At 35.0% G+C, this 25,608-nt stretch carries 23 protein-coding genes; 14 read left to right on the forward strand and 9 right to left on the reverse strand.

The annotated features are described in order from the left end of the window. Window position 1: 1 nt before the first annotated feature. Together panD and panC are read right to left on the reverse strand one after the other, a co-directional pair. Window positions 2-352 carry an aspartate 1-decarboxylase gene (panD, locus tag BK054_RS06045; RefSeq protein ID WP_006257788.1) on the reverse strand — a complete coding sequence of 117 codons (351 nt, stop codon included), beginning with the start codon at window positions 350-352 and terminating at the stop codon, window positions 2-4. Between the two features lie 12 nt (window positions 353-364). Continuing rightward, entirely contained in the window at window positions 365-1,213 is an 849-nt protein-coding gene (gene panC / locus BK054_RS06050; protein WP_041888355.1) for a pantoate--beta-alanine ligase, read from the reverse strand. A gap of 110 nt (window positions 1,214-1,323) precedes the next feature. Between panC and BK054_RS06055 the strand changes: the two genes are divergently transcribed. The 5 genes from BK054_RS06055 (at window position 1,324) to BK054_RS06075 (ending at window position 7,646) form a co-directional block, all read left to right on the forward strand. Then, the gene (locus BK054_RS06055) at window positions 1,324-2,127 is read left to right on the forward strand and encodes a glycogen/starch synthase (RefSeq protein WP_006257786.1); all 804 of its coding nucleotides are present in this window, start codon (window positions 1,324-1,326) and stop codon (window positions 2,125-2,127) included. 51 nt (window positions 2,128-2,178) lie between these two features. Continuing rightward, on the forward strand, window positions 2,179-3,822 hold the full coding sequence (locus tag BK054_RS06060) for a DUF4270 domain-containing protein (RefSeq protein ID WP_006262537.1): 1,644 nt from the start codon (window positions 2,179-2,181) through the stop codon (window positions 3,820-3,822). Window positions 3,823-3,828: 6 nt separating this feature from the next. Beyond that, the gene (gene glmS / locus BK054_RS06065) at window positions 3,829-5,673 is read left to right on the forward strand and encodes a glutamine--fructose-6-phosphate transaminase (isomerizing) (RefSeq protein WP_006266096.1); all 1,845 of its coding nucleotides are present in this window, start codon (window positions 3,829-3,831) and stop codon (window positions 5,671-5,673) included. 153 nt (window positions 5,674-5,826) lie between these two features. Continuing rightward, the gene (gene atpD / locus BK054_RS06070) at window positions 5,827-7,338 is read left to right on the forward strand and encodes a F0F1 ATP synthase subunit beta (protein ID WP_006257781.1); all 1,512 of its coding nucleotides are present in this window, start codon (window positions 5,827-5,829) and stop codon (window positions 7,336-7,338) included. 26 nt (window positions 7,339-7,364) lie between these two features. Next, window positions 7,365-7,646 carry a F0F1 ATP synthase subunit epsilon gene (locus tag BK054_RS06075; RefSeq protein ID WP_006257780.1) on the forward strand — a complete coding sequence of 94 codons (282 nt, stop codon included), beginning with the start codon at window positions 7,365-7,367 and terminating at the stop codon, window positions 7,644-7,646. A 61-nt stretch (window positions 7,647-7,707) separates the two neighbouring features. Here BK054_RS06075 and BK054_RS06080 read toward each other — a convergent pair whose 3' ends face one another. Then, window positions 7,708-8,268 (reverse strand): hypothetical protein, encoded by a 561-nt coding sequence (locus BK054_RS06080; protein WP_071307073.1) that lies wholly within the window; start codon window positions 8,266-8,268, stop codon window positions 7,708-7,710. Between the two features lie 144 nt (window positions 8,269-8,412). Here BK054_RS06080 and radA point away from each other — a divergent pair, with 144 nt between their 5' ends. Both radA and BK054_RS06090 read left to right on the forward strand, forming a co-directional pair. After that, entirely contained in the window at window positions 8,413-9,783 is a 1,371-nt protein-coding gene (gene radA / locus BK054_RS06085; RefSeq protein WP_006257778.1) for a DNA repair protein RadA, read from the forward strand. Window positions 9,784-9,799: 16 nt separating this feature from the next. Beyond that, entirely contained in the window at window positions 9,800-11,449 is a 1,650-nt protein-coding gene (locus BK054_RS06090) for a DUF4139 domain-containing protein (protein ID WP_071307074.1), read from the forward strand. A 70-nt stretch (window positions 11,450-11,519) separates the two neighbouring features. Here the strand turns inward: BK054_RS06090 and BK054_RS06095 are convergent, their stop codons facing one another. The 3 genes from BK054_RS06095 to BK054_RS06100 are packed head-to-tail and all read right to left on the reverse strand — an operon-like array spanning window position 11,520 to window position 12,400. Next, window positions 11,520-11,804, reverse strand: a complete 285-nt coding sequence (locus tag BK054_RS06095; RefSeq protein ID WP_232234345.1) for a hypothetical protein — start codon at window positions 11,802-11,804, stop codon at window positions 11,520-11,522. Next, window positions 11,773-11,940: a hypothetical protein gene (locus BK054_RS18560; protein WP_232234346.1), complete on the reverse strand. Its 168-nt coding sequence runs from the start codon at window positions 11,938-11,940 to the stop codon at window positions 11,773-11,775. Before BK054_RS18560 ends, BK054_RS06095 begins: the two co-directional genes overlap by 32 nt. Before the next feature lie 28 nt (window positions 11,941-11,968). Next, entirely contained in the window at window positions 11,969-12,400 is a 432-nt protein-coding gene (locus BK054_RS06100) for a hypothetical protein (RefSeq protein WP_071307075.1), read from the reverse strand. Window positions 12,401-12,546: 146 nt separating this feature from the next. Between BK054_RS06100 and BK054_RS06105 the strand changes: the two genes are divergently transcribed. From BK054_RS06105 to BK054_RS06115, 3 genes are all read left to right on the forward strand, one after another. Then, the gene (locus tag BK054_RS06105; RefSeq protein ID WP_071307076.1) at window positions 12,547-13,005 is read left to right on the forward strand and encodes a DUF421 domain-containing protein; all 459 of its coding nucleotides are present in this window, start codon (window positions 12,547-12,549) and stop codon (window positions 13,003-13,005) included. A 152-nt stretch (window positions 13,006-13,157) separates the two neighbouring features. Beyond that, complete coding sequence (locus tag BK054_RS06110; RefSeq protein WP_071307077.1) at window positions 13,158-14,906, forward strand: alkaline phosphatase D family protein; 1,749 nt, start codon at window positions 13,158-13,160, stop codon at window positions 14,904-14,906. Between the two features lie 243 nt (window positions 14,907-15,149). Continuing rightward, on the forward strand, window positions 15,150-15,947 hold the full coding sequence (locus BK054_RS06115; RefSeq protein WP_071307078.1) for a M48 family metallopeptidase: 798 nt from the start codon (window positions 15,150-15,152) through the stop codon (window positions 15,945-15,947). Window positions 15,948-16,887: 940 nt separating this feature from the next. Here BK054_RS06115 and BK054_RS06120 read toward each other — a convergent pair. From BK054_RS06120 to BK054_RS06130, 3 genes are all read right to left on the reverse strand, one after another. After that, window positions 16,888-17,571, reverse strand: a complete 684-nt coding sequence (locus tag BK054_RS06120; RefSeq protein ID WP_071307079.1) for a hypothetical protein — start codon at window positions 17,569-17,571, stop codon at window positions 16,888-16,890. 84 nt (window positions 17,572-17,655) lie between these two features. Then, complete coding sequence (locus tag BK054_RS06125) at window positions 17,656-19,113, reverse strand: oligosaccharide flippase family protein (RefSeq protein WP_071307080.1); 1,458 nt, start codon at window positions 19,111-19,113, stop codon at window positions 17,656-17,658. A gap of 20 nt (window positions 19,114-19,133) precedes the next feature. Beyond that, window positions 19,134-19,916, reverse strand: coding sequence for a PdaC/SigV domain-containing protein (locus BK054_RS06130; protein WP_071307081.1), 783 nt, complete (start codon window positions 19,914-19,916; stop codon window positions 19,134-19,136). 234 nt (window positions 19,917-20,150) lie between these two features. Between BK054_RS06130 and recO the strand changes: the two genes are divergently transcribed. The 4 genes from recO to BK054_RS06150 all read left to right on the forward strand — a co-directional run bounded on the left by recO (window position 20,151) and on the right by BK054_RS06150 (window position 25,442). Then, window positions 20,151-20,867, forward strand: a complete 717-nt coding sequence (gene recO, locus BK054_RS06135; RefSeq protein ID WP_006257767.1) for a DNA repair protein RecO — start codon at window positions 20,151-20,153, stop codon at window positions 20,865-20,867. Between the two features lie 95 nt (window positions 20,868-20,962). Then, the gene (gene ileS / locus BK054_RS06140; RefSeq protein WP_071307082.1) at window positions 20,963-24,364 is read left to right on the forward strand and encodes an isoleucine--tRNA ligase; all 3,402 of its coding nucleotides are present in this window, start codon (window positions 20,963-20,965) and stop codon (window positions 24,362-24,364) included. An 8-nt stretch (window positions 24,365-24,372) separates the two neighbouring features. After that, window positions 24,373-24,759: a TraR/DksA family transcriptional regulator gene (locus BK054_RS06145; protein WP_006257765.1), complete on the forward strand. Its 387-nt coding sequence runs from the start codon at window positions 24,373-24,375 to the stop codon at window positions 24,757-24,759. An 86-nt stretch (window positions 24,760-24,845) separates the two neighbouring features. Further along, a complete protein-coding gene (locus tag BK054_RS06150; protein WP_006257764.1) occupies window positions 24,846-25,442 on the forward strand; it encodes a lipoprotein signal peptidase in 597 nt (198 codons plus the stop codon). Window positions 25,443-25,608: the final 166 nt, after the last annotated feature.

Genomic DNA, 25,608 nt, shown 5'->3' on the forward strand with positions numbered 1-25,608 from the left:
GCTATGTTAAGGTGTTGGTCTCTTCATTAGGGAATACGATAGAAGGCTTGAATGTCTTCGCTTCTTCGAAATCCATAATTCCATAAGTAATAATGATAATGATATCCCCTTTGTGTACTTTACGTGCTGCAGGACCATTTAAGCAGATTTCTCCACTGTTACGAGGTCCAGGGATAGCATAAGTTTCAAAGCGTTCTCCATTGTTAATATTAACAATCGAAACTTTTTCTCCTTCTATGATGTTAGAAGCTTCCATTAAAACTTCGTCAATCGTAATACTTCCGATGTAGTGTAGGTCTGCTCCAGTTACAGTTACACGGTGAATTTTTGATTTTACTACTTCAACTTGCATTTCGCGTGAGTTTTAGTTAAAAGATATATTGTCAATTAGTCGAATGCCTTCGATATGAGCAACTAAGAATCCTCTGTATCTGTGAGCTTCATCTTTAGATGTAGCTGTTTTTAGAGTATCTTCTTCTGCTATAGTGAAGTATTCGAGTTCAAAGTTAGGATTATTTTTAAATTCATTCTCAACAAAAGCGTTAACTTTAGAAATACTTTCACTTTTGAATAAATCCTTGGCTTTCAACAATACTTGATATAAGAAAGTCGATTTTTTTAATCCTTCAGTAGATACTCGTTCGTTACGAGAACTCATCGCTAAGCCGTCCGTAGCTCTGAAGATAGGCACTCCGATAACCTGTACAGGTATATGAAGCTTATCTACCATCTTGCGGATGATTTGCAATTGTTGGAAGTCTTTTTCTCCAAAATAAGCTTTGTTAGGCGTAACAAGCTCAAAAAGTTTACTCACGATAGTTCCTACTCCATCAAAATGGCCAGGGCGCGAAGCACCTTCCATTTCGTTTTCTAGTCCATCAAAATCAAATGATTGGGCTACAGTATTTCCACCGTAAATCTCATCAACAGACGGTGCAAATATTACAATTTGTTCAGAAAGAGACTTAATGATCTCCTGATCTCTTTCTAAAGTACGAGGGTATTTTTCTAAATCTTCTGCATTGTTAAATTGCGTAGGATTAACGAAAATACTTACTACAGTACATTCATTTTCATTTAATGATTGTTCCATTAATGAAAGGTGCCCATTGTGAATGGCCCCCATTGTTGGTACAAGACCAATTGCCTTATTAGCGTCGCGAAATGGTTTTAAATACGCTTGTAATTCGGCTTTTGTACTAAAAAGAAACATTAGCTTCGTGTTTAAAATAATGGCAAAATTAGTTATTTAGAAAATAACTGCATAAATTTTTGTAAATTTGCAATGTTTATTTGTTTCAAACACAGAAATTATAATTGAAGATGAAAGAAAAGAGGATATTATATGTATCATCTGAAGTGGTACCTTATTTAGCAGAAAATGAAGTTTCATTAATGTCTTATGATGCTCCTAAAATGATTAATGATCAAGGAGGACAGATAAGAATTTTTATGCCTAGATATGGTAGCATAAATGAGAGAAGACATCAATTACACGAAGTTATTAGATTGTCAGGTATGAATCTAGTCGTAAATGATATGGATATGCCACTAATCATTAAGGTAGCTTCTATCCCGAAAGAGCGTATTCAAGTTTACTTTATAGATAATGACGAGTATTTTAAAAGAAAATCTACTTTCTCAGATGAGGATGGAACATTGTATCCTGATAATGATGAAAGAGCTATTTTCTTTACAAAAGGTGTAATCGAAACGGTTAAGAAACTTAACTGGGTTCCTGATGTGATACATGTACAGGGTTGGATGGCTTCATTGCTGCCAGCTTATTTAAAACATTATTATAAAGATGAAGCTATTTTCTCTGATACGAAAGTAGTTACTTCTATTTTTAGCGAAGGATTTAGCGGTGTCTTAGATGCTACTATGAAAGAAAAAATAGCATTCGATGGCTTCCCAGAAGACGTAGTGAATGACTTCGAGAACCCTACTTATGAAAGTATCATGATGAATGCTATCAAAAATTCGGATGGTGTTATCGTTGCTTCAGAAGAGGTAAGTTCAAATTTAACAAAATTTATAGAGTCTTCTGAAAAACCTTTTTTACCTTTCGTAGCTAAAGATGAGTTTGCTAAAGCTTATACTGAATTTTATCAGAAGTTTTTTTAATAGCTATATCAGAATAGAATAGTAATAACCCAAATAGATTGGATTGACTAGATGAACCAAAAGAATATATTAAAAGGAATATCTCTTGTATTAGGCTTTATGGCCTTACAAGCTTGTGAGAGTGATTTTACAGAAACGGGAAGCGATATAATAGGAGGAGGAAACTTCGATATCGAATCGTATAACGTAAAGGATATAAAAGCTTATAATCAAGCTTATGGAGCAGTAGATGGAAGTAGATTAGGAGAAGTCCCTTTTGGGTATCTAGACAATGGATTATTTGGTGCTACTAGCAGTGATTTGGTTGTTCAGTTAGCTAACTCAACATCAGTTGCTGGAGATATTGGTGAGAATGTAAAGGTAGACTCTGTATATGTGTATGTGCCTTACTTTTCTCAATTTGACAAAGTAGATAATAAAGTTAATTACTACAAACTTAAAAATGTATATGGTGAAGGTTCTATAGACTTAAAAGTTTATCAGAATAACTATCACTTGATGGATGTAGACTTAACAGATGGTTCTGCATCTAAATACTATACTGATCAAACAGGTGCTTTAATCGATAAAAATAAGATTAATACACAGTTAAATACTTCGGGACAGTCGTCTCAGAATACTAATTTTACTTTTACAAATAGAGAAATCATTACTTATAAGACAGATAAGGATGGTAATCCTATTAAAGATCCAAATACAGGAGATAATCAGATTAAAGAACGTCTTATCCCTGGAATGTGGTTAGACTTAGATAAAAATTACTTTGAGAAATTTATTACTGAAAACAAAGCGAAGTTGTCAGAAACGAATGGATTCAGTGAGTTGTTTAAGGGATTATATCTAAGAGCAGAAGGAAACGGAAGTAAAGGAACTACAGGATTATTAGATATTGCTAAAGGTAAAATCGTAGTTATATTCCATGTTGATAAAAAGACAAAAGGAGAAGATGGTAAGGAAGTGATTACACGCGAAAGAAAAGAAGTTACACTTAGCTTAAGTGGTAATACGGTAGGAACTAAGAAATTTAGTGTGAATATGTTTAGTACACTTCTAGACGGAACTTACCAATCAGAGGTGGCTAATGCAAATAAAGTGCAAGGTGATGAAAGCCTTTACATAAAAGGTGGACAAGGTAGCTTAGCAGTTATCGATCTACTGAAGTCTAATAACCTTGAAGAGTTAAAAGCACTTAAGAAAGAGGACGTATTGCTGAACGAAGCTTACTTAACGATCTATGTGGACAAGGAGCGTATGCAAGGGCAACCTATCCCTGAGCGTCTGTTCTTATACGATTATGACAACAGTATTGCGTTGTCAGACTTTGCTAATGATGCGGTGAGTACATCTCAGTATATCAAACAAGGATATAACGGTATCTTCGTAAAAGAAGATAAAGAGAATAAAAAAGAAGGGTATTATTATAAGTTTAAAATCACTGACCACATAAGAGGTCTTCTGAAAAGTAAGAATGACGTGAGCCCTAAATTAGCCTTGACTGTTGCGAATAACTTTGCAGTAGGAGGGTATGTTAATCAGAAATTGAAAAACGAAATAAACAACGAACCTACTAACGTGAATGTTGTTCCAGCTTATGCTGTTAGCTGCCCAATCGGAGTTGTACTTCATGGAGCGAATACTACGCTGGACAATAAGAAGATGAAGTTAGAGATTTTTTATACTAAAGCTAAAAAGTAAACAAGTATGTGTGGAATAGTTGGATATATAGGTCATCGCGATGCGTTCCCTGTTATTATTAAAGGTTTAACAAGATTAGAGTACAGAGGATATGACTCTGCTGGTCTTGCTATATTCGATGGAGAGACAATCAATCTTTGTAAAACGAAAGGTAAAGTTGTTGATTTAGAAGAAAAAAGTACAGATACAATAAAAAAAGGAACTGTAGGTATAGGACATACTAGATGGGCTACACACGGTGTTCCGAATGATGTGAACTCACACCCTCACTTTTCTAATTCGGGTGAGTTAGTTTTAATTCACAATGGTATTATAGAGAACTATGATTCTCTTAAACAAGAATTAATTAAAAGAGGTTATACATTTAAGTCTGAAACAGATACTGAGGTATTAATTAACTTAATCGAGGATGTACAAAAGACTCAAGGTGTTAAGTTAGGAAAAGCTGTTCAGATCGCTTTAAATCAAGTAGTGGGAGCGTATGCTATCGCTGTAATGGATATCAAAAAACCAGACGAAATAATAGCTGCTAGACTTGGTAGTCCACTAGCTATCGGAATCGGTGAGAATGAGTACTTCATTACATCTGATGCATCACCTTTTATCGAGTATACTAATAATGCTATTTATTTAGAAGATGAAGAAATGGCTATTATTAGACTGCACAAACCATTGCGCATTCGCAAGATTAAAGATGACTCATTAGTTACGCACTACGTTCAAGAGTTACAATTAAACTTAGAGCAAATCGAGAAAAATGGTTATGACCATTTTATGCTAAAAGAAATATACGAGCAACCAGAGGTAATTAAAGATACTTTTAGAGGTCGTTTATTAGCTGATCAAGGTTTGATCAGAATGGCAGGTATCGAAGATAATATCGATAAATTCTTAAATGCAAAGAGAATTATTATCGCTGCTTGTGGTACATCTTGGCATGCTGCTTTAGTAGCTGAGTATGTAATCGAAGAGTTTGCAAGAATACCAGTAGAAGTAGAGTATGCTTCTGAATTTAGATATAGAAACCCAATTATTGACTCTAGTGATGTTCTGATTGCTATTTCTCAATCTGGAGAGACAGCAGATACTCTTGCCGCTATTAAATTAGCGAAAGAAAAAGGAGCATTCGTATTCGGAGTTTGTAATGTGGTAGGATCTTCTATTTCTAGAGAGACACATGCTGGAGCTTATACACATGCTGGACCTGAGATCGGTGTTGCTTCTACAAAAGCATTTACAACTCAGATTACAGTATTGACTTTAATTGCTCTTCGTTTAGCAAAAGCAAAAGGAACTTTACCTAATTCTGAATATTTAAAATATTTACATGAATTAGAGCTAGTACCTGAGCGTGTAGAAGAAGCGTTAACTCAAAATGAAGAAATATTAAAAATCTCTCAGGTTTATAAAGACTCAACTAACTGCTTATACTTAGGTAGAGGATATAACTATCCTGTGGCATTAGAAGGGGCGTTAAAACTGAAAGAAATCTCTTATATACATGCAGAAGGATATCCTGCTGCTGAGATGAAACACGGTCCAATCGCTTTAATTGACGAGCATATGCCAGTTATTGTAATTGCACCTAATCAAGATCACTATGATAAAGTAGTGAGTAATATCCAAGAGATTAAAGCAAGAAATGGAAAAATCATTGCTGTGGTAACAAAAGGAGATAAGCAAGTAAGAGAACTAGCTGATCACGTTATCGAAGTACCTGGTATTTCTGAGGCTTTAACTCCAATATTAACGACAATTCCATTACAACTGTTATCTTATCACATCGCTGTTTTAAGAGAGTGTAATGTTGACCAACCGAGAAACTTGGCTAAGTCAGTGACGGTTGAATAATAGTAGAAAAGTGAGTCTTTTTAAGACTCGCTTTTTTTTTATTTAAAATAAAATTTCAAAGTTTTAATATTCAGAGAAAAAAACTATCTTTGCACTCTGAAAAAGTAGAATTTTTCGATAAACGTAAATAGCTGTTAAATAAATACATAAGCAATGTCTAAAGTTACAGGAAAAGTTGCGCAAGTTATCGGGCCAGTAGTTGACGTAGTATTCAACACTGCAAATGCCGAGCTTCCAAAGATTTATGATTCATTAGAAATCACAAAACCAGATGGTACTAAATTAATCCTAGAGGTACAATCTCATATTGGAGAAGATACAGTAAGAACAATTTCAATGGACTCTACAGACGGTTTAAGTAGAGGATATGAAGTAGCATCTACAGGATCTCCAATCCAAGTACCAATTGGTAAAGATGTATTTGGTAGATTGTTTAATGTTGTAGGAGACGCTATTGATGGTCTTGGAAACTTACCAAAAGAAGGTTCTAATGGTTTACCAATTCACCGTTCTGCTCCAAAATTTGAGGATTTATCTACTTCAACTGAAGTATTATTCACAGGTATCAAAGTAATCGACTTAATTGAGCCTTACGCAAAAGGGGGTAAAATTGGTTTATTCGGAGGTGCTGGAGTAGGAAAAACAGTATTGATTCAGGAATTAATTAATAATATCGCTAAAGGACACGGTGGACTTTCAGTATTCGCTGGAGTTGGAGAGCGTACTCGTGAGGGTAATGACTTACTACGTGAGATGTTAGAGTCAGGTATTATTAAATATGGAGATGACTTCATGCACTCTATGGAAAATGGAGGATGGGATTTATCTAAAGTAGATAAACCAGGTATGAAAGAATCTAAAGCTACATTCGTATTCGGTCAGATGAATGAGCCACCAGGAGCACGTGCACGTGTTGCATTATCAGGATTAACTATTGCTGAGTTCTTCCGTGATGGAGCTGGTGATGACCAAGGAAAAGACGTATTATTCTTCGTAGATAATATCTTCCGTTTTACTCAAGCTGGTTCTGAGGTATCTGCATTATTAGGTCGTATGCCTTCTGCAGTAGGATACCAACCAACATTAGCTACTGAGATGGGAGCTATGCAAGAGCGTATTACTTCGACTAAAAAAGGATCTATTACTTCTGTACAGGCGGTTTACGTTCCTGCGGATGACTTAACTGACCCTGCACCAGCAACAACGTTTGCTCACTTAGATGCTACAACAGTATTATCTCGTAAGATTGCAGAGTTAGGTATTTATCCAGCAGTTGATCCACTAGAGTCTTCTTCTCGTATTTTGACTCCAGAGATCTTAGGAAAAGACCACTATGCTTGTGCTCAAAGAGTAAAAGAGATTTTACAGAAATATAAACAATTACAAGATATCATCGCGATCTTAGGTATGGAAGAATTATCTGAAGAAGATAAACAAGCTGTATACAGAGCTCGTCGTGTTCAACGTTTCTTATCTCAACCATTCCACGTAGCTGAGCAGTTTACTGGTATCCCAGGTGTATTAGTTGATATTAAAGATACTATCAAAGGATTTAATATGATTATCGATGGTGAGTTAGACCACTTACCAGAGGCAGCTTTCAACTTAAAAGGTTCAATCGAAGAAGCGATTGCAGCTGGAGAGAAAATGCTTGCAGAAATATAATCTAATTAATATTTAAAGAGATCGACATGAGATTAGAAATTGTATCACCTGAGGCTACTTTATTTTCTGGAGAAGTTACTTCAGTTTCAGTTCCAGGAGCAAATGGAGAGTTTCAGATGTTAAATAATCACGCTCCTATTGTTTCTATCCTAACAAAAGGAAGTGTAAAGTTCACAGGGCAAAACATTTCTATTGCACCAGAGTTTAGTTCTAAATTCGAGAAAGTAAGTAATGATACTTATCATTTACCTATCAGTCTTGGAACTATCGAATTAAGCGATAATAAGATTATTATATTAGCTAACTAATTAGTTGATTAGAAATATAAAAAGACCTACTCATTGAGTAGGTCTTTTTTTTGTTCTATATTTAGAAGGTGTAGCCGATACTTAATCTTAGTGCTAAACCTGTTTCTTTTTCAGTTGGTCTATAATCATAATGTATTCTATAAAAATCAATACCAATACCAGCTTCGTAAGAAAAATTAGATTGACCTATATTTCGTCTTATATTCCACATAGGAGATAGATGAGATGATTTTTCTACCTTAATGTTGTCTTTTGAATCCGTACTTGTAAGAGCATCTGGCATATAATCAAAGCCTAAAGAAAGAAAGTTAGCTGAGTTATTCTTTGTGTTTTTACCTTTTCGAACTCTTTTATTAAAGTTATAGTAATATCTAGATTCTACTCCTAAGGACAAAGAAGCGATGTAATCTACATAATCAGAGTTGCCAAAAAAACCTACGTTGTATTGTACTTTCCCTAGTACAGTTAACTGATCTACTATTGGGTATTCATAGTTAACTCCAACTCCAAGTAGGTGTATTCCTGCTTCAAAGCGTTTCTCTAGTTTTTGTTCTTGTGCATGCACAGCATTAAAGCTTAAGGTTAGTGTAGCTATTAAAGCTGTGTAAATTAGTTTTCTCATGTGTTAATAGTGTGTTTTATTGTAGTAAATATAAATGTTATTATAGAATATAATTTATTTCTTGTGGAGTAATTAGTTTTTATCAAGTTATTATTGTCTAATGATAACATCGTATCTTCGTAAGAAGATTTTAAATAGAAAGTAATGGCAAAGGTAAAGACGGCTTTTTTCTGTCAGAGTTGTGGTACACAATACGCTAAATGGCAAGGACAATGTAATGCTTGTAAAGAGTGGAATACACTTGTAGAAGAGGTAATCCAAAAAGAAGAAAAGACAGCGTGGAAAGCAGTAAGTAGTTCTCCTAATACCATGAAGAAGGTAGCGAAGCCTCTAAAGGTACGAGAGATAGACAGTACAGAGGAGATACGTATGAATACTATGGATGGTGAGCTTAATCGTGTTTTAGGAGGTGGACTGGTACCTGGCTCTATGGTGCTTTTAGGTGGTGAGCCTGGGATAGGAAAAAGTACATTATTATTACAGATATCTCTGCGTTTGCCTTTCAAGACTCTCTATGTATCAGGAGAGGAAAGTCAGAAACAGATAAAGATGAGGGCAGAGCGTATTAACCCTGCTAATGATAACTGTTATATTCTTACGGAGACCAATACACAGAACATCTTTCGTCAAATAGAGGAGATACAGCCTGATGTATTAATCATTGACTCTATTCAAACTTTGCATACAGAATATATTGAATCTTCTGCAGGGACTGTTTCTCAGATTAAAGAGTGTACAGCTGAGCTAACTAAATTCGCTAAAGAAACTGGAACTCCAGTATTGATTATTGGACATATAACAAAGGATGGAAGTATAGCAGGACCTAAAATGTTAGAACACATGGTGGATACTGTATTACAGTTTGAAGGTGATAGAAATCACGTATATCGAATACTAAGAGCGAATAAGAACCGTTTTGGTTCTACAGCAGAGCTTGGTATTTATGAGATGCAAGGAAGTGGTCTTAGAGAGGTGTCTAATCCTTCTGAAATATTAATATCACATAAAGAAGAAGAATTATCAGGAACAGCCATCGCTGCTACTTTAGAAGGGATGCGCCCACTGATGGTAGAGGTACAAGCCCTTGTGAGTACAGCTGTATATGGTACTCCACAACGTAGTGCAACAGGATATAACCTGAAACGACTGAATATGATCTTAGCTGTATTAGAAAAAAGAGCTGGATTTAGATTAGGACAAAAAGACGTATTCTTAAATATCACAGGAGGTATTACAGTAGATGATCCTGCCATTGACTTAGGGGTGGTTGCTGCTATTCTATCTTCAGATCAAGATATGTCTATTGGCAAAGACTTTACATTCGCTGGAGAGGTAGGGCTATCTGGTGAGATTAGACCTGTAAATAGAGTAGACCAACGTATACAAGAAGCAGAGAAGCTTGGTTTCTCTACTATTTTTGTTTCAAAATATAATAAGATTAGTCATACTGGTAGAGGAATTAAGGTTGTTCTAGTGACTAAGATTGAAGATGTAGTAGAATACCTCTTCGGATAACTTAAAATTGAATACTATGAAAAAGAATCTAACGATTGTTGCATTAGCTTTGACTACGGTTATGACATGGGCACAGAAGCCTGTGTTTATACCTGCTAAGCTAGAGAGTGCCCGAGTGTACTTTAACAGTGCTGAATTAACGCATAAGGCCAAAGTGAAGTTGCCTAAGGGAACTTCAGAGGTGGTGATCACCAATGTAGCTGATTACCTAAACGAATCTACTATACAGATCGGATCTATATCTGAGGTTACAGTAATGGCTATACAATATAGTAATCGCTATGTAGAAGAATATGATAGTGCAGTAGACTCTCCATTGTTGAAGCCTGTAAGAGATAGTATTAAATTAGTTCAAACTGAATTAAAGAAGGTGAATAATGCTATTGATGTAGAAAGTAGAACAATTGCTTTATTAGACTCTAATCAGAAAGTAGGTGGAGAACAAGGAACAACTACAGCAGAAGTGATGAAGATGGTAGACTACTATAAAACGAAGAGACTACAGCTGAGTACAGAGTTAGATAAGTTAAACGAGAAGAAGGATGACCTTAATACTCGGTTAACGAACTTACAAGATAAGCTTGCTTTTAATGAAGGCAAAAGTGAAAAGTCTAGTAAGGGTAAACTGATTATACAAGTAATGAATGACAGAGAGGGTGAAGTGCCTTTTCAGATTAAGTATTTAACGAATGCTGCGTCATGGAAGCCTTTTTATGACCTAAGAGTAGAGAAAATTAACTCTCCTGTAAAAGTAGTTTATAAAGCGGATGTGAAACAGAGTTCTGGTATCGATTGGAGAGGTGTGAATCTAAGTTTGACAAGTGGTGTAGCTAATCAGAGTAATGTTATTCCTACTTGGAGAACGTGGTTTCTTGATTATAGGGGGGCTATGTCATCAGGATATGGTGGTGGAAAGCCTGGAGTGGGAATAGGTATGAAGAAAGTCAATGCTAGTGCTGCTCTTGAAATGTCTACAGCTAATGCTTCTTATTCTACAGCTGAAAAATCAATAGTCTATGAGGAAAGTACAATGAGTAGCTTTACTCAAGTCAATGAATCACAACTAAACGTATCATTTGATATAAATATTCCGTACACGGTGATGTCTAATAATAAGTCACATAGTGTATCACTTAACGACTTTTCTATTCCTGCAGAGTATAAGTATTATGTAGCTCCTAAGCTTGACCTAAATGCTTATTTAGTAGCAACGATTAAGGACTATGGTAATTATAACTTATTAGCAGGAGAGGCAAACGTAATCTTTGATGGAGTATATGTTGGTAAGACTATGTTGAACCCTGCAAACACAGAAGAGGAAATGAAACTAAATATGGGTAAAGACCCTAAAGTAGCAGTTACTCGTATTTTATTAAAAGATAAATCAGGTACTAAGATGTTATCTTCTAAAAAGTCTCAAAACTTCGTATACGATATTACGATTCGCAATAACAAAGCTGAGCAGATAGATATACAAGTAGAAGATCAGTATCCTATTAGCTCTAATAAAGATATAGAAGTAGAATTAACAGAGACTTCATCAGGAAAGCTTAATGAAGAGAAAGGGCTTGTGAAGTGGGACCTTAGACTGAAAGGAAATGATAGTAAATCACTTCGCTTTGGATACCAAGTGAGATATGATAAGAATCAAAATTTAAACTTATAAGATTATAGCAAGTGAATAAAAAAGCAGGAGTGATATATTCTATCACTCCTGCTTTTTTTATAAGGCTATTCTAATGCCTATATCTCAGTGAACGGTCTTTAGCTGTCCATATATCTTCTAAATAATCTATCGTCAGAACAGTGTCTTTCTTGATAATTTCTAGTCTTGTAGAATTTTGTTTAGTGATTAGCGTATCTCCTATCTCTATTACCTTATAGAGGTATTCTCTCTCATAGAATCGCATATCATTGTCTAGTATGTAATAAGATCCTGCTCTAGATCCTTTATTAGCTTCTTGACTGATGACAACAGCCTTAAACTCTTTAAGTGTATTTTTTTTTTTGTTGTCTATCATTCTCTGTGTAGGCATTTTCTCCTCCGCATTTATAAGCGACTAAGACGATAAGACATAATACAGCTAGCATAGGTATAAATGGGTTTATACTTATGTTTTCGAAGTCAAGACCATCTTTAAACCAATTGTTTTTCATAGAAGTGTAGAGTAGTGATAGTAAGCTGTTATTTATAAAAGTTAGATCCTCTAGGTAATCTTGCCCAGATATCTGTTTTATAGTCTATATAGATAATAGTATCTTGTTTTCTGATTTCTAATGTAGAAGAATCTTTCTTAGTGATCAGGTTATCCCCTACATCTATTAAGTTAAAGATAGGGTGATATGTATAGAACTTCATATTGTTATCTAGCTGATAGTACTCCATATTTCTATTATTTTTTTCAATGCCTTTATAGATTACAGAAGCATTAAACTCTCTCTTTAGGTTTTCTTCTAATTCTTTATCATTGAGAGTATACATATTTTCACTGCTTTGGAAGTACATACCTACACCAAATATCGTCATGGCTAGTAATGCCAATAACATTGGATATTTAGGAGTTTCTCCTTCGTTGAATAAATAATCAAACATTAGTCTAGTTGCTTTTGATAACATCTAAGGTAAGTGTTATTGTTGAATAGAACTAATAAGATTCTCTTTGAGGTTGCCCTTCTATTTCATGGTATAGGAGGATGAGATAGTCTAGAAGTTGTGTTTTTGTATTTAGCTTTTGTTTAAATTTGAAGTAAAAGCAAGTATTTATGGAGTATTTAGATATCGTATGGAGAAGTGTGGCTGTATATTTATTTATGATTATAGCGATGCGCGTGTTTGGCAAGAAGCAGTTGTCTCAGTTAAACACATTTGACGTTGTTTTAATGCTCTTAATTAGCAATTCAGTACAGAATGCTATGGTTGGCTCTAATACGAGCTTAGAAGGAGGAATATTAGCTGCTTTTGTTTTATTCTCTTTAAACTACGGAATGAAACGACTGATCGCTCACAACAAACTTGTCAATCGATTACTCCAGCAGAAGCCTGAAGTCATTATCCAGCACGGTGTGGTTGATTTCGCTAAAGCTACACAGCTAGGCATTACCTCAGAAGAGCTGACTGAGGCTATGCATGAACATGGTGTAGAGTACTTCAAACAAGTGAAATTAGCAACATTAGAAATCAACGGAAGCATCAGTATTATCGCTAAAGATAATGAGGGGTAGTATAAAGAGACTTTTCATAAGCGCAAGGGAAAACACCAAACAGTCTAAGCACTATAAATTAACATATAGCGCTTAATGGTTACGGATTGTTAACCTGGTTTTAATTCTCTGATAATGCAAGAAGAGTTGTTTTGTGACAAAGTTTTTAAAGTATGGATAATTCACAATTCAATAGAAGGAAGTTCTTGCGTACTTCTTTATTAGCATCAGGAAGTTTATTTTTAGCTCCTATAATTATTAGTTGTTCTAATGACGATTCAAGTAATCCTAACACAGATGGTGTAGATGGACAGTTTCAGATCAAAAACTTTGACTATGGTGTAGCTAGTTTTGACCCAACTGCTACTAGTGTAATCATCTGGACTCGCTATGCCAATGCTAATACTGAAATAGTATGGGAAATAGCAAAAGACCTTCATTTTAAAGATATTGTTCGTCAAGGCAAAGTGACTGTTGCCTCTCTTTCAGATAATACAATCGCTATAGAAATACAAGACCTACCTTCTAATAGTAAGTTCTATTATAGGTTCTATAATACTTCTACCAAAGATACTTCTGTGATCGGGGAGACCATCACACTACCTGCTACATCAGATCAGGTGAGTAATGTGAAGTTAGCCATAGCATCGTGTTCTAATTATCCTGCGGGTCTATTTCATGTCTATGGTGAGATGGCTAAGTCAGATGCAGATGTCATTATCCACTTAGGGGATTATATCTATGAGTATGCTCCTGGACAATATGGTACTAATGCAAGTACGTTAGCCTTTAACAGAGCTCATAAACCGAATAAAGAGATCGTTACTTTAGAGGATTATAGAGAGCGATATAGACAGTATAGAAGTGATGCTAACCTTCAGTTGGCACATCAGAAGAAGCCCTTCATCTGTGTGTGGGATGATCATGAGATAGCTAATGATACGTATAAGGATGGTGCAGAGAATCATCAGCCAGAAACAGAAGGTAGTTTTGAAACAAGAAAAAGAGCAGCATTACAGGCATATAGTGAGTTTATACCACTAAAGACTGGTAAAGACGCTCGTATCTATAGAAGTTTTGACTTCGGTAATATTCTTTCATTACATATGTTAGATACTCGTGTTATTGCTAGAGATAAACAGTTGAGTTATGGCAATTATATGACGGCTAGCGGCTTTGATCAAGCTAAGTTTATGCAAGATTATATGAACCCTAATCGTCAATTATTAGGGAAAGAACAGTTGGGGTGGTTAGCTGGTCAGATGAACTCTAGTGGGGCTACATGGCAGGTGTTAGGACAACAGATCTTAATGGCGAAGATGCTTGTTCCTGCTGAGTTTTTAATGATTGTTAATCAGATCATGGCAGAGATAGAGGCAGGAGGAAGTGCTTCTGCTAACTCAATGCTTGCTTTACAAAAGGCTGTAGGAGAATTAGTAGTGATTAAAACTCGCTTACTGCAAGGAGATCCTACACTTACAGCACAGGAGAAAGCTAGAGTGACTACTGTATTGCCATATAATCTAGATGCATGGGATGGGTATGCGGTGGAGCGAGAGATGCTGTATAGCTTATGCAAGGGAAAAAAGGTAATGACACTAGCAGGAGATACTCATAATGCATGGTATAGTCAGATGAAGACACAGACAGGAGAGGTGGTAGGATATGAGCTAGCAACTAGCTCGGTTAGTTCACCTGGTATGGAGACGTATTTAGGAATATCAAATGATCCGAGTCAGGCTAGACAATTAGAACAAGTAATGCCATTATTAATAGATGAACTAGACTATGTGAATCTAACAGATAGAGGATATTTATATATTGATTACACTACATCTGGTGCTAAGGCAGAGTGGAGATTTGTAGACACTGTATTTAATAGTAATTATACAGTACAAACTAAAAAAACAGTTGTGATATAATAAGTTGTTGTATTTCATATTATTTAGGGAGCTCTTAGGAGCTCTTTTTTAGTTGGGTAATACGTCTAAGTAGTTGGATATTGGGCGTTTTATTTTGAATGGTTTAATGGAGAAATACGAATGTTTTTAGGTCTTTTTGAGAATCTAATAGCGTTGTTATAGGTTGATTATGAATGTTTAAGGTTCGATTAGTGAATTTAAAATAAAAGAGTACATTTGTTCTTGTAAAAAAATATTAACATTATGAAAAAAGTTTTATTATCTGCATGTTTAGTGTGTTTTGCAATAGGAACAGCTAATGCACAGTTTGGTAAATTAAACCCAAAGAAGATCGAAGCTGGTCTAAAAGCAGCTAAGGCATTTACAGTAAGTGATGAAGAAGTAGCTCAGTCTGCTGCCGCTGCTGTTAAGTGGATGGATGAGAATAACCCTGTGTGTACAGTGAAGGATAAAGATCCTAAGAAGAAAGCATATGCAGAGCGTTTAGAGCGTATCTTCGGGCCATATAAGAACTATGATGGTCTAGATCTAAACTATAAAGTATATTACGTTACAGACGTGAATGCTTTTGCTTGTCCTGATGGAAGTGTACGTGTATTCTCTTCATTGATGGATATTATGAGTGATGATGAGCTATTAGGTATCATCGGTCACGAGATCGGACACGTAAAATTAAAGCACTCTTTAAACGGGTATAGAAAAGTATTGTTAGCAGAAGCAGCTGTACAATTTGCTGGTACAACTCAAGGTACAGTAGGTGACTTAATGAAAGGAGACCTAGGGGCTCTAACAGAGAAACTTATTGGAGCTCAGTTCTCTCAAGGACAAGAGACTGATTCAGATGATTACTCTTATAAATTCTTAGTAGCGAATGGTAAGAATCCTCAAGCGTTAGCAGATGGATTCCAAAAGTTTGCTGATATGGAGAAAGAATATGGAGCTGATAAATCTACTAAAGCTAAAATATTCTCTACTCACCCTGATAGTGAGAAGCGTGTAAAACGCATCGAAGATAAAATCAAAAAAGACGTTAAGAAATAGTCGTTTAAACATCAATATAAAGAGCCATTTCTGTATAGAAGTGGCTTTTTTTTGTTTCTATGTATAAGTGTCTAAGCCTATTTTGATGAAATACTTATACTAGCTTTCATATATGTATTAAAAAACATACTTCACTTTTTTTAAAAAATGCTGTTTTAGGGGTACTAATGAAGGGCTATTCTAAAAAAAAGGATATATTTTTTTTAATAGGTAATTATTGTAAGTTGTTGTTATTTAGTTGTTTGTGTTTTTCTTGTGTTTTTTCTCTTCTAGGTGTATTTATCACTATCCTAGAGTATATCTATCTTCATCTTAATTTGCTCGACAGTTAGTGGAGAATAGGTCGTAAATAGTGGACTAGAGAAATAGTAGTCGAAGAATGCTTTTAGTATTGATCATGTATTACCCAAGAAGAAAGAATGGGGAAAGAAAGGGCAGAGGTTCTATGCTATTTTAAGAAATAGATGGATAGGGTAGCATTTGATTATAGCAATACAGTTTGTAGCGCTTGATGTGAAATGTTTAAGTAAATGGCGATGAAGATCTGTTGCTTAGAATTAAGTGCTAATCAGTAGAATAATTCATGTTGTCTGGAGATTGAGAATAGCTAAGAGAGAGCATTGATATACGGTTATCTTGATCTTTTCTTTTTTTTCCTCTTTTTCTTTTGATTAGGTTTTTTTACGATAAGGAGATGTTTTATATAAGCACCTAGTAAGATAAATATAAGTGCATCTACGAATATAAGGCTGCTGTACGTATTCTTAAGACTAATGTGATAGATAAATAAGCCCACTAGCGCTATTTGGCATAGTGCTAGTATTCTCATTTGTGTGGTTATCTTATTAAGGGGTCTTGTACTCATGGTGTATTCATAGCTTAGATAATACTATGTTCCCTTAGTGACAAGAGAGATGTGTTGTCATTATCTAAGAAGGAGTTATTGGTTTATAATGAATAAAACAACTATGATTATAAGGGAGATGAAGAAGTAGATTAGTTTACGAATATTCTTTTGCCTCAAATTAGGATCATGGTCAGGTTTATCATTGTATCTGTTATCATCAGCGTGCTTATAGGGGGCTAATTCTTTAAATTCCTTGTTGTCTATCGAGGCTATACCTGTTCCAGTACCTATTAAGTCTATTGGGTCGAAGTACCGTATAGGATAAAGTTCCTGTTTTTTTATGGATGTTATCTCTCTGTTTATACCCTTAATGAAGTCCTGTGGTGAGTCACAACAGCGAATATAGTATAGTATCTCTAAATTAATCACACCTCCTTGAGAGAGGTGACTCTCTATACAAGCTATAAAATCATCGTATAGAGGTAATGCTTGATTGAGTTGTTTCTCTATCTTTTCTCTAGCTATTGCGGAATTGGTATGAAATTTTTCTTTAGAGATAGTGATTGTACATGCGGTATTATCTATACTCTCATCATCTCTCTCATATTCCAGATCGAAATCTACGAATCTATAAGCTTGTTCCCAGTGAGGTATTCTACTACTTATCATCTCATGGTCTAGTAGGCAAATCCAGAAGAAAGGTAAAAATAGCCTCTCTTCAAAGAGTGTAATAGAACTGTTGTCTTTAGTAATACTCAAAAAGATTTCGTTAGTCATAGCGAGTTTTTTAGAGTATTAAATATAAGACAATTAAATACATGTTAAAAAAAATCCATTACTAACTAGTAATGGATTCTATATTTATCGTTTGATCATTTTTTTGATAACGGTATTTTCAAATTTGTATATAACACCTAAGAATACGAGTATAAAGGCTATTCCAACGAAATAGTTTTCTCTAAAACAGTAGAAGTATACAAAGCTTAGGAGTATAGATATTCCTAGGTATCCTCCTATAGCTTTTTTGTCATAAGGGATAGGGTACTGTTTCTGTCCCATCACATAAGAGACTAGCATCATAGATGCATAAGCTATCAGAGTAGCTATCGCTGATCCCATATAGCCCCATATAGGGATAAGTAGGTAGTTAAATATAAGAGTGAATACAGCTCCCATAATAGAGATATACGCTCCTATAGCAGTTTTGTCCCTTAGTTTATACCATACAGATAGGTTGGTATAGATTCCCATACATAAGTTGGCTAAGATGATAAGTGGAACAACAATCATCGCATCCCAATAAGACTCATTTCTAATGAACAAGACTTTCAATATATCTGCAAATACGATAACGCCTAACATAATCATACTACCAAAAATAGTGAAGTACTTAGTAATGGTAGCATACTTAGTAGGTGCGTCGTCATTCTTAGCATAGTTAAAGAAGAATGGTTCGATACCTAGCGTATAAGCTTGTCTGAACAAGACCATAAACAATCCTAACTTATAACATGCAGCATATTTTCCTACTTCTGATAGTGCGATATCAGCTGGTAATAGTCGTTCTAATAATATCTTGTCAAAACCTTCATTAACAGCAAATGCAAGTCCTCCTACCATGATAGGAAAACTGTAGGTAAGCATCTGTTTATTCAGTTCTTTATTAAATTTAAACTTGATTCTGAAGTAGTCCTTATAAAAGACTAAAAAAGTGAATAAACTAGCAACAAGGTTAGCAATGAATATATAGACTACTTGATTTCCCTCTTTATAAATAGTGTTGAATATACTATCTGGATAAGCGTTATTTAGCTTAGGTAGGTAGTATAAGAAGAATATATTAAGAGCAGTGTATATACATACATTCGCTATCCTGATGGCGCTGTAGTATAGAGGTCTCTGATCTGCTCTAAGCTTAGCAAAAGGAACTATAACTAAGGCGTCTAGTACTAAAATAAAGAGTACATAGTATAATAGTTCATTTGATACACTAAGGATAGAAGCCCAAAAATCTAAGGTCAATACGCTAATTATGGCGAATAGTAAAGTGGTGCATCCAAGGAATAATAAACTGTTATTAATAACCTCTTTCTTATCCTCTTGTTTATTATAAAATCTAAAGAAGGCGGTCTCCATCCCAAATGAAAGTATCACATTTAGAAACATCATAATAGAGAAAATAACACTATACTGACCATAGTCGTTATTTTGCATCAAGTCTGTGTGAAAAGGAACTAGGAAGAACCCAATTACTTTAGGGAATACTGCTGCTAATCCGTAGATAGCCGTTTGTTTAAATATCTTTTTATAAATGCTCACAACTCTTTGTTTAGCGGGTATTATTTATTTGTGTTTGGCTTAGGTTTTAGTTCAAAGCTTAGGTAAGGGACTATTTCTTCTTGTGTGAATGAGATGGTGATTACCTTGCTTGCAACTGTGCTTACATCTGCAGTAGTAAAGTTAAGTACTACACTATCTTCATAGATAAAGATGTTCTCTGGCATCTCTAGAGAATCTTCTTCTAGTGATAGTTCGCTTATATTAGTAGCCTTCTCTTTACCGTTATCATTTAATTCTTTTAACTTGTTGATCACTAGTTTTTTGAAGTCCCCATAGTTTTTAAACAACTGCTCCTTACTGTATTGTTCTCCTGTAGCAGGGTTATAGTGCATCGTTTTCTCTCCTTGAAATCCGTTAGCTCCTCCTGTGAAAATATAGTAATCTAAGGCAAAGCTGACTAAGTTGTCCCCGTAGAAGGTTACGATATTATTCGCTTTCGCTTGCCAAGGTATTGTCGCTTTAGGAAATTTCTTAACCATATTGGTATAAGCATTCGTAAACGAGATTACAATACTGTCATAGTTAGTAGCCTGTTTCTTCTCATTTTCAAAAGAGAGAATCTCATTAATGATAGAGAGGTTATCCTTGTTGATTCTGTCTGCTATTTCATTTTGAGGATCGACTATCTCTGCTGTTGTAATCTTAATCTCAGTACAGTCCTCCTCAACACAAGTGTCTAGTAGTATCTTCTGGTACACTTTTTCCTCAAAAGAGAAACTCTTCTCTTTCATACAGCTGGTTACAGCTATTGAAAGGAATAGAATTAGTAAGATTTTTTTCATGCTTTTTTTCATAGGTATGTGCAAAGCTATGAAAATTGTTATGATTATAGTCTCATATTGTAAGATTTCGCTAGTCTCTTTTTTAGGATGTATTTGCACTGTATTATAATGCTTTAGGGGAGATATTTTGAGCCAGTTGAAGCAGTGCCTTTATATGTTAGGTCTGTTTTATTTTAGTACTTTTGCACACAATTAGATGAAGAAGACGTATTTTAGATTATTAAAAGAGAATAGATGCAGATAAAGACTAAAGCAATTGTACTTAGTGCTTTAAAATATCAAGAGAAGAGCTTAATCGTAAAGTGCTTTACAGAAGAGGCAGGTATGGTGAGTTTCTTTGTTCGCAATGCTTTTGCCAAAGGGAAGTCTGCACAGAAAATAGCTTATTTTCAACCTTTGACGATATTAGATATTGACTTTGTTTATAAGAATAAAGGAGGGCTAGAGTATTTTAAGGAGGTTAAAACAGCTCATGTATATCAAGATATCTATTATAATTACAACAAGAATTGTATCGCTATCTTTATCGGAGAAGTATTGCACTCAGTATTTAGAGAGCCTGTTGTAGATAAGGATTTCTTTACTTTTCTAGAAGCGGCTTTACTGTGGTTTGATACCCATGATGAGGTAGCTAATTTCCACTTGATTTTGATGGTAGAATTGACGAAGTACTTTGGGTTTTACCCTGCATCGGAAGGAAAAAGTAAGCTTTATTTTAACTGGGAAGAAGGAGTGTTTACTGATCACTTTTCTCCCTGTTGTTTTGATGAAGAACCGACCTTTTTGTTTAGAAAATTGATTGAATTAGGCTTCTCTAGTGACCAGAAAGTCTTTAATAATAAGGATCGGAAGAGACTGTTAACCATGATAATTAGTTATTATGAACAGCACCTAAATGACTTCAGAAAGCCTAATTCTTTAGAAGTTTTAAAAGAAGTCTTCTCTAACTAAATATTTTAATGTTTTTCCTACCAATTAATTAGGGAGATATTGAAGTAATTTGTTTAAATTCGCAAAATTGATTAAAAAATATTATAATAATAACGATGAGCACTAAATTTACAGAATATAAGAATCTTGACATGTCAGGGGTAGCATCGGAGATGCTAGAGTTTTGGAAAGAACAATCAATATTCGAAAAAAGTATTAGTACTAGAGAGGATAATAAACCTTTCGTGTTTTTCGAAGGCCCACCTTCAGCAAATGGTAAACCAGGAATTCACCACGTGATGGCTCGTGCTATTAAGGATATTTTTTGTCGTTATAAAACTCAAAAGGGGTTCCAAGTAAAGCGTAAAGCTGGATGGGATACGCATGGACTACCTGTAGAGTTAGGTACAGAGAAAGAACTTGGAATCACGAAAGAAGATATCGGAACTAAAATTACAGTAGAAGAATACAACCAAGCGTGTAAACGTACTGTAATGCGTTATACAGATCTATGGAATGACCTTACTGAGAAGATGGGGTATTGGGTAGATATGAACGATCCTTACGTGACATACAAGTCTAAATATATGGAATCAGTATGGTGGTTGTTAAAACAAATCTATGATAAAGACTTGTTATACAAAGGATATACTATCCAACCATATTCTCCTAAAGCAGGTACAGGTCTATCATCACATGAGATTAACCAACCTGGAGCATATAAAGATATCACAGATACAACTATCGTAGCACAGTTTAAAGCTATTGATGAGACATTACCTGAGTTCTTAAAAGGATTCGGTACTATTCATTTCTTAGCTTGGACGACTACTCCATGGACATTACCATCGAATACAGCATTGACTGTAGGACCTAAGATTGACTATGTATTAGTGAAGTCGTTTAACCAATATACGGGTGAGGCGATTAATGTAGTATTAGGTAAACCATTAGTTGGTAAGCAGTTCGCTGGTAAGTTTGCAGCTGTAGAAACAGAAGAAGAATTAAACGCATATAAAGAAGGTGATAAAAAGATTCCTTACTTAGTAGTTAAGGAATTTAAAGGTGCTGACTTAGTGGGAGCTAAGTATGAGCAGTTATTGCCTTATGTATTACCATACCAAAACCCTGAGAACGCATTCAGAGTAATTTCTGGAGACTTCGTTACTACAGAAGATGGTACAGGTATCGTACATACAGCTCCTACTTTTGGTGCAGATGATGCTAAGGTAGCTAAAGAAGCTACACCAGAAGTACCACCTATGCTTATCCTTGACGCTGATGAGAACCCAGTTCCATTAGTAGACTTACAAGGTCGTTTTGTTAAAGAGCTTGGTGACTTAGGAGGTAAGTATGTGAAGAATGAATACTATGATGAAGGACAAGCACCTGAGCGCTCTGTAGACGTAGAAATAGCTATTCGTTTAAAAGAAGAAAACAAAGCTTTCAAAGTAGAGAAGTATGTTCACAGTTACCCACATTGTTGGAGAACGAACAAACCTGTATTATATTACCCATTAGACTCTTGGTTTATCAAGATCACTGAGGTAAAAGAGCGTATGTTCGAATTAAACGAAGAAGTGAACTGGAAGCCTAAAGCGACTGGAGAAGGACGTTTTGGTAACTGGATTAAGAATGCAAATGATTGGAACTTATCTCGTTCTCGTTTCTGGGGTATTCCATTACCTATCTGGAGATCTGAAGATAAGACAGAAGAGCTTGTAGTAGGATCTGTAGAAGAGTTAATGAATGAGATTAATAAATCTATGGCTGCTGGTATCCAAACAGCTAATCCTTTTGAAGGATTCGTAGTAGGAGATATGAGTGAAGAGAACTATGATAAAGTTGATTTACATAAAAATGTAGTGGATAATATCGTATTAGTATCTCCTTCTGGTAAAACTATGCGTCGTGAGGCAGACTTAATTGACGTTTGGTTTGATTCTGGATCTATGCCTTATGCACAATGGCACTATCCATTTGAGAATAAAGATTTAATAGACAATAATAAATCATATCCTGCAGACTTTATCGCTGAGGGAGTTGACCAGACACGTGGATGGTTCTATACATTACACGCTATTGCTACATTAGTATTCGATACTAAAGCATATAAGAATGTAGTATCTAACGGATTAGTGTTAGATAAGAACGGATTGAAGATGTCTAAGAGTTTAGGTAATACTGTTGATCCATTCGATACATTAGCTGAGCACGGACCTGATGCTACGCGTTGGTATATGATTTCGAATGCGAATCCATGGGATAACTTGAAGTTTGACCTTGATGGTATTACAGAAGTAAGAAGAAAGTTCTTCGGGACATTATATAATACTTATAACTTCTTTGCGTTATATGCTAATATCGATGGATTTAAGTATGAAGAGCAAGACATTCCATTAGCAGAAAGACCTGAGATAGATAGATGGATCTTATCTGAGTTAAATACTTTAGTACAACGTGTAGATGAGTTCTATGCAGAGTATGAGCCAACGAAAGCAGCCCGCGCGATTACTGATTTTGTTACAGAGAACTTGAGTAACTGGTATGTTCGCTTATGTAGAAGAAGATTCTGGAAAGGTGAATATGCACAAGATAAAATAGCAGCTTACCAAACATTGTATACATGTTTATTAACTGTAGCTAAATTAGGTTCTCCTATTGCTCCATTCTTCATGGATAAACTTTACAGAGACTTAACTTTAGCGACACATGGAGAAAGTTTCGAATCTGTACATTTGGCTAACTTCCCTGAATTCAAGGAAGAATTCGTTGATAAAGCATTAGAAAGCAGAATGCAAAAAGCTCAAATCATTTCTTCATTAGTGTTATCACTTCGTAAGAAAGAAATGATTAAGGTACGTCAACCACTACAGAGAGTAATGATTCCTGTATTAGATGATAACCAAAGAAATGAGATATTAGCTATCGCTGATCTAATCAAAGCTGAGGTTAATGTGAAAGAAATCGAATTACTAGATGATGCTTCAGGTATCTTAGTAAAACAGATCAAACCTAACTTTAAAACATTAGGGCCACGATTTGGTAAGGATATGGGGCTGATTGCGAATAAGATACAAGGTTTTGGGCAGGAAGAAATCGCATTACTTGAAAGAAATGGTGAGATTACATTAGAACTATCAGAAAAAAGTGTTACTTTAACAGTAGCAGATGTAGAGATTACTTCTCAAGATATTGAAGGGTGGCTAGTTGCTAACGAAGCTGGACTAACAGTGGCATTAGACATAACTATCAGTCCTGAATTGAGAAAAGAAGGTATCTCAAGAGAGTTAGTAAATAGAATTCAGAACATCAGAAAAGACTCTGGATTTGAAGTTACTGATAAGATTGTAGTAAAAATACTAGAAGAAAAAGAAATAAAAGAGGCTGTTTTAGCGAATGAGGACTATATCAAGTCTGAAACACTAACACACACATTAGAATTCGTGATTGAGTTGAGCGAGGGTGTAGATGTAGAGTTTGATGAGCTAAAAACGCGAGTGTTAATTTTAAAATAATTAAAATTATGAAAGAAGTAGGTGAAATTGTACGTTATTCTGATGCAGATTTAGCTGAATTTAAGGTGTTAATATCGGCTAAGATTGAGAAAGCTCAAGCAGATTTAGAATTAATTAAAAGCGCCTATATGAATGATTTGAATAATGGTACAGATGATACATCACCTACATTCAAAGCGTTTGAAGAAGGAAGCGAAACAATGTCTAAAGAAGCGAATGCTCAGTTAGCAATACGTCAAGAGAAGTTTATTCGTGATTTAAAAAATGCATTAATCCGTATTGAAAACAAGACTTACGGTATATGTAAAGTAACAGGGAAACTAATCGATAAAGAAAGATTGAAATTAGTTCCACATGCTACTATGAGTATCGAGGCAAAGAATCTGCAACGTTAATCTTTAATAAATTTAAAAACGCTCCTAATGGAGCGTTTTTTTTATGTGATAAAATAACTACATTTGTTCCTTGTAAATAAAGAAAAATGTCGTTAAAGAGAGCTTACCTACTTGTTTTGATAGTATTGATACTAGATCAGCTATTGAAGATATATATTAAAACTAATTTTTTATTAAATGATGAGATAGTCGTTTTTGATTGGTTTCGCATTCATTTTATAGAGAATGAGGGTATGGCCTGGGGGGTAGAGTTACCAGGAGATTATGGTAAACTTGCTTTGACATTATTCAGAATAGTGGCTGTATGTGGTATTGCATGGTGGTTAAATGATTCTTTCAAGAAGAAAGCTTCTAATTATCTTATTGTCGCTATTGCTTTAATTATGGCAGGAGCATTAGGTAATATTATTGACTCGATATTCTACGGAGTTATCTTTAATGAGAGTACACCTGGGCAGATAGCAACGATGTTCTCAGATCAGCCTTATGGTAGTTGGTTTCACGGTAAGGTAGTAGATATGTTCTATTTCCCTATCTGGAAAGGATATCTACCTGAGTGGTTACCTATCTGGGGAGGAAACTACTTTACTTTCTTCAATGCTATTTTTAATATTGCGGATGTAGCTATATCAGTAGGAGTAGGTATCTTAATCGTATTTAGTAAAAAAGTTTTTAAAAACTAACAATATGGCTCTCTTTTAGGGAGCCTTTTTTTATATGTAGAGGATTGGGTTAGATGTAGATCATTCGTTGCTTAAATCAATCTTTAAGCACATTGTAGAGTAGGAGTGTTCACTATAGACTAAGTTATAAAAGTATAAAGGCTTCCTGAGGGAAGCCTTTACTGTA

This window comes from Myroides sp. ZB35, from assembly GCF_001865835.1.
Taxonomy (GTDB): domain Bacteria; phylum Bacteroidota; class Bacteroidia; order Flavobacteriales; family Flavobacteriaceae; genus Flavobacterium; species Flavobacterium odoratimimum.

Coding starts and splice junctions, on each gene's coding strand:
- panD (WP_006257788.1), bottom strand. CDS start 352: ATGCAAGTTGAAGTAGTAAAATCAAAAATTCACCGTGTAACTGTAACT.
- panC (WP_041888355.1), bottom strand. CDS start 1,213: ATGTTTCTTTTTAGTACAAAAGCCGAATTACAAGCGTATTTAAAACCA.
- BK054_RS06055 (WP_006257786.1), top strand. CDS start 1,324: ATGAAAGAAAAGAGGATATTATATGTATCATCTGAAGTGGTACCTTAT.
- BK054_RS06060 (WP_006262537.1), top strand. CDS start 2,179: ATGAACCAAAAGAATATATTAAAAGGAATATCTCTTGTATTAGGCTTT.
- glmS (WP_006266096.1), top strand. CDS start 3,829: ATGTGTGGAATAGTTGGATATATAGGTCATCGCGATGCGTTCCCTGTT.
- atpD (WP_006257781.1), top strand. CDS start 5,827: ATGTCTAAAGTTACAGGAAAAGTTGCGCAAGTTATCGGGCCAGTAGTT.
- BK054_RS06075 (WP_006257780.1), top strand. CDS start 7,365: ATGAGATTAGAAATTGTATCACCTGAGGCTACTTTATTTTCTGGAGAA.
- BK054_RS06080 (WP_071307073.1), bottom strand. CDS start 8,268: ATGAGAAAACTAATTTACACAGCTTTAATAGCTACACTAACCTTAAGC.
- radA (WP_006257778.1), top strand. CDS start 8,413: ATGGCAAAGGTAAAGACGGCTTTTTTCTGTCAGAGTTGTGGTACACAA.
- BK054_RS06090 (WP_071307074.1), top strand. CDS start 9,800: ATGAAAAAGAATCTAACGATTGTTGCATTAGCTTTGACTACGGTTATG.
- BK054_RS06095 (WP_232234345.1), bottom strand. CDS start 11,804: ATGATAGACAACAAAAAAAAAAATACACTTAAAGAGTTTAAGGCTGTT.
- BK054_RS18560 (WP_232234346.1), bottom strand. CDS start 11,940: ATGAAAAACAATTGGTTTAAAGATGGTCTTGACTTCGAAAACATAAGT.
- BK054_RS06100 (WP_071307075.1), bottom strand. CDS start 12,400: ATGTTATCAAAAGCAACTAGACTAATGTTTGATTATTTATTCAACGAA.
- BK054_RS06105 (WP_071307076.1), top strand. CDS start 12,547: ATGGAGTATTTAGATATCGTATGGAGAAGTGTGGCTGTATATTTATTT.
- BK054_RS06110 (WP_071307077.1), top strand. CDS start 13,158: ATGGATAATTCACAATTCAATAGAAGGAAGTTCTTGCGTACTTCTTTA.
- BK054_RS06115 (WP_071307078.1), top strand. CDS start 15,150: ATGAAAAAAGTTTTATTATCTGCATGTTTAGTGTGTTTTGCAATAGGA.
- BK054_RS06120 (WP_071307079.1), bottom strand. CDS start 17,571: ATGACTAACGAAATCTTTTTGAGTATTACTAAAGACAACAGTTCTATT.
- BK054_RS06130 (WP_071307081.1), bottom strand. CDS start 19,916: ATGAAAAAAATCTTACTAATTCTATTCCTTTCAATAGCTGTAACCAGC.
- recO (WP_006257767.1), top strand. CDS start 20,151: ATGCAGATAAAGACTAAAGCAATTGTACTTAGTGCTTTAAAATATCAA.
- ileS (WP_071307082.1), top strand. CDS start 20,963: ATGAGCACTAAATTTACAGAATATAAGAATCTTGACATGTCAGGGGTA.
- BK054_RS06145 (WP_006257765.1), top strand. CDS start 24,373: ATGAAAGAAGTAGGTGAAATTGTACGTTATTCTGATGCAGATTTAGCT.
- BK054_RS06150 (WP_006257764.1), top strand. CDS start 24,846: ATGTCGTTAAAGAGAGCTTACCTACTTGTTTTGATAGTATTGATACTA.